Source organism: Rhodococcus sp. NPDC054953, assembly GCF_053609225.1.
On the sequence record NZ_JBSGXD010000020.1, the window covers coordinates 96,381 to 99,462 of the forward strand.

Genomic DNA, 3,082 nt, shown 5'->3' on the forward strand with positions numbered 1-3,082 from the left:
AAGAGTGGTAGGTGTTACAAAGTGTCTTGTGGTGCTCTCCCTTTTTCGATGGCAACCCCCCGGGTGGAAAAGGGGGGGGGCGGGGACCGGAAAAGTCCCGCGCCCCTTGTTGTTTCCGTGCCCCGCCGCGGCGGGGGAGGGGCGGCCACCTGGGGCGATTTGGCCTGGCCAGGGGTTTTGCCTACACTAGAGCGGTTGCCTGTGCCACGACGACCCACGTTGCGTCGTCACGGACCGGGCGACATGCATTCATTCCGGTCGACGATTGTCGGTCGGACCAGCCGAATTGTTGTAGGCCCACGACCGGGCGACCGGTGTTGCATGGGAACCGCAGCGAGAAAGGTGTCGAGGTCTAACCATGACCATGACCGACCCGATCGCAGACTTCTTGACGCGTCTGCGCAACGCCAACACGGCGTACCACGACGAGGTGAAGCTGCCGCACTCGAAGATCAAGGCGAACATCGCCGAGATCCTCAAGCGCGAGGGCTACATCTCCGACTACCGCACCGAGGACGCCGAGGTGGGCAAGACCCTCATCGTCGACCTCAAGTACGGCCCCACCCGCGAGCGCAGCCTCGCCGGCGTCCGCCGTGTCTCCAAGCCCGGTCTCCGGGTGTACGCGAAGTCCACCAACCTGCCCAAGGTTCTCGGCGGCCTCGGCGTGGCGATCATCTCCACGTCCTCCGGTCTGCTCACGGACCGTCAGGCGGCCAAGCAGGGCGTGGGCGGCGAAGTCCTCGCCTACGTCTGGTAAGGGAGGCCACCACAATGTCGCGTATTGGAAAGATTCCGGTCACCGTCCCCTCGGGTGTCGAGGTGACCATCGACGGCCAGGACGTCGCGGTGAAGGGCCCGAAGGGACAGCTGTCGCTGACCATCGCCGAGCCGATCGCCATCGCCAAGGGTGAGGACGGTGCCCTGCTGGTCACCCGTCCCGACGACGAGCGTCGCAGCCGCGCGCTGCACGGCCTGTCGCGCACCCTCGTCGCGAACCTCATCACCGGTGTCACCCAGGGGTACACCACCAAGATGGAGATTCACGGCGTCGGCTACCGCGTCGCGCTCAAGGGCCAGGACCTCGAGTTCGCGCTCGGCTACAGCCACCCGGTCCCGATCGAGGCGCCCGAGGGCATCTCGTTCGCGGTCGAGTCGCCGACCCGGTTCTCGGTCTCCGGCATCGACAAGCAGAAGGTCGGCCAGATCGCCGCCAACATCCGTCGTCTGCGCAAGTCCGACCCGTACAAGGGCAAGGGCATCCGCTACGAGGGTGAGCAGGTCCGCCGCAAGGTCGGAAAGACGGGTAAGTGATATGAGCCAGACTGCAAACCAGAAGGCCAAGCGGATCCCGCTGGGCAAGGACGTGTCCACCACGCGTCGTCTGTCGAAGACGCGTCGTCACTTCCGTCTGCGCAAGAAGATCTCCGGCACGCCCGAGCGTCCCCGTCTCGTCGTGAACCGCTCCTCGCGTCACATCCACGTCCAGCTCGTGGACGACCTCGCAGGCCGGACCCTGGCCGCGGCGTCGACCATCGAGGCGGACCTGCGTGCCGCCGAGGGCGACAAGAAGGCCCTGAGCGCCAAGGTCGGTCAGCTGATCGCCGAGCGCGCCAAGGCTGCCGGCATCGACGCCGTGGTCTTCGACCACGGTGGCCACGGCTACCACGGCCGCATCGCGGCCCTGGCCGATGCCGCTCGCGAAGGCGGGTTGAAGTTCTGATGACGAAGATTTCTAACGGAAGGACAGTCTGATGCCGGGACGTCAGAGGCGTGACGGCGGCAGCGGACCCGCCGGACAGAATGGCCCCAACACCGGGGACAACCGCGGTGGCGACCGCCGTGGCGGTCGTGACGATCGTCGCGGCCAGGCGGCACCGAAGTCGGACCACATCGAGCGTGTGGTCGCGATCAACCGCGTGTCGAAGGTCGTCAAGGGTGGTCGGCGTTTCAGCTTCACCGCCCTCGTGATCGTCGGCGACGGCAACGGACTCGTTGGCGTCGGCTACGGCAAGGCCAAGGAAGTTCCCGCGGCCATCCAGAAGGGTGTCGAGGAGGCGCGCAAGGGCTTCTTCCGCGTGCCGCTCATCGGCAGCACCATCACCCACCCGGTGCAGGGCGAGGCCGCTGCCGGCGTCGTCATGCTCCGCCCGGCCAGCCCGGGTACCGGTGTGATCGCCGGTGGTGCGGTGCGTGCCGTGCTCGAGTGCGCGGGTGTGCACGACATCCTTGCCAAGTCGCTCGGTAGCGACAACGCGATCAACGTCGTGCACGCGACCGTTGCCGCCCTCAAGGGTCTGCAGCGTCCGGAAGAGGTTGCGGCCCGTCGTGGCCTGCCCCTCGAGGACGTGGCCCCGGCCGGCATGCTGCGTGCCCGCGCACAGGCTGGGAGCGTGAAGTAATGGCAGATCTGAAGGTCACTCAGGTCAAGAGCTCGATCGGGACCAAGCAGAACCAGCGCGACAGCCTGCGGACGCTCGGCCTCAAGGGCATCCGCAAGAGCGTCGTCCGCGAGGACAACGCGCAGAACCGCGGCCTGATCAACGTGGTTCGACACCTCGTCACAGTTGAGGAGGTCTAACCATGACCATCAAGCTGCACCACCTCCGGCCCGCGCCGGGCGCCAAGACCGACAAGACCCGCGTCGGCCGTGGTGAGGGTTCCAAGGGCAAGACCGCCGGTCGCGGCACGAAGGGCACCAAGGCCCGCAAGAACGTGCCTGCCGCCTTCGAGGGCGGGCAGATGCCGCTGCACATGCGGCTGCCCAAGCTCAAGGGCTTCACGAACCCGAACCGGGTCGAGTACCAGGTTGTCAACGTCGCCGACATCGCTCGGGTGTTCCCCGAGGGCGGCCAGATCGGCATCGACGAGTTCGTTGCCAAGGGCCTGGTCCGCAAGAACCGTCTGGTGAAGGTTCTCGGCGACGGTGAGCTCACGGTTGCCGTGCAGGTGACCGCGAACAAGTTCACCGGCTCCGCCAAGGAGAAGATCGCCGCTGCCGGTGGGACCACCACCGAGCTGTAGCGATTCGGCTCTGCAGACCGCGACGGCCGCGGGGGGGAGTGTTGGGTTTTGGTGATGTTTC

Annotated in this window: 6 protein-coding genes; all 6 read left to right on the forward strand. The window is 66.6% G+C overall.

The window, feature by feature from the left end:
- Positions 1 to 358: 358 nt before the first annotated feature.
- From rpsH to rplO, 6 genes are read left to right on the forward strand one after another with little or no spacing between them, the layout of a single operon-like run.
- Positions 359 to 757 (forward strand): 30S ribosomal protein S8, encoded by a 399-nt coding sequence (rpsH, locus tag ACWF62_RS14740; RefSeq protein ID WP_378507982.1) that lies wholly within the window; start codon positions 359 to 361, stop codon positions 755 to 757.
- A gap of 14 nt (positions 758 to 771) precedes the next feature.
- Positions 772 to 1,311: a 50S ribosomal protein L6 gene (rplF, locus tag ACWF62_RS14745; RefSeq protein ID WP_378507981.1), complete on the forward strand. Its 540-nt coding sequence runs from the start codon at positions 772 to 774 to the stop codon at positions 1,309 to 1,311.
- Position 1,312: 1 nt separating this feature from the next.
- The gene (gene rplR, locus ACWF62_RS14750) at positions 1,313 to 1,720 is read left to right on the forward strand and encodes a 50S ribosomal protein L18 (protein WP_378507980.1); all 408 of its coding nucleotides are present in this window, start codon (positions 1,313 to 1,315) and stop codon (positions 1,718 to 1,720) included.
- A gap of 31 nt (positions 1,721 to 1,751) precedes the next feature.
- Entirely contained in the window at positions 1,752 to 2,399 is a 648-nt protein-coding gene (rpsE, locus tag ACWF62_RS14755; RefSeq protein WP_378507979.1) for a 30S ribosomal protein S5, read from the forward strand.
- A complete protein-coding gene (gene rpmD / locus ACWF62_RS14760) occupies positions 2,399 to 2,578 on the forward strand; it encodes a 50S ribosomal protein L30 (RefSeq protein ID WP_378507978.1) in 180 nt (59 codons plus the stop codon). The genes rpsE and rpmD overlap by 1 nt, the downstream gene beginning before the upstream one ends.
- Positions 2,579 to 2,580: 2 nt before the next feature.
- Positions 2,581 to 3,021 (forward strand): 50S ribosomal protein L15, encoded by a 441-nt coding sequence (gene rplO / locus ACWF62_RS14765; protein WP_378507977.1) that lies wholly within the window; start codon positions 2,581 to 2,583, stop codon positions 3,019 to 3,021.
- The last annotated feature ends 61 nt before the right edge of the window (positions 3,022 to 3,082 follow it).

Coding starts and splice junctions, on each gene's coding strand:
- rpsH (WP_378507982.1), top strand. CDS start 359: ATGACCATGACCGACCCGATCGCAGACTTCTTGACGCGTCTGCGCAAC.
- rplF (WP_378507981.1), top strand. CDS start 772: ATGTCGCGTATTGGAAAGATTCCGGTCACCGTCCCCTCGGGTGTCGAG.
- rplR (WP_378507980.1), top strand. CDS start 1,313: ATGAGCCAGACTGCAAACCAGAAGGCCAAGCGGATCCCGCTGGGCAAG.
- rpsE (WP_378507979.1), top strand. CDS start 1,752: ATGCCGGGACGTCAGAGGCGTGACGGCGGCAGCGGACCCGCCGGACAG.
- rpmD (WP_378507978.1), top strand. CDS start 2,399: ATGGCAGATCTGAAGGTCACTCAGGTCAAGAGCTCGATCGGGACCAAG.
- rplO (WP_378507977.1), top strand. CDS start 2,581: ATGACCATCAAGCTGCACCACCTCCGGCCCGCGCCGGGCGCCAAGACC.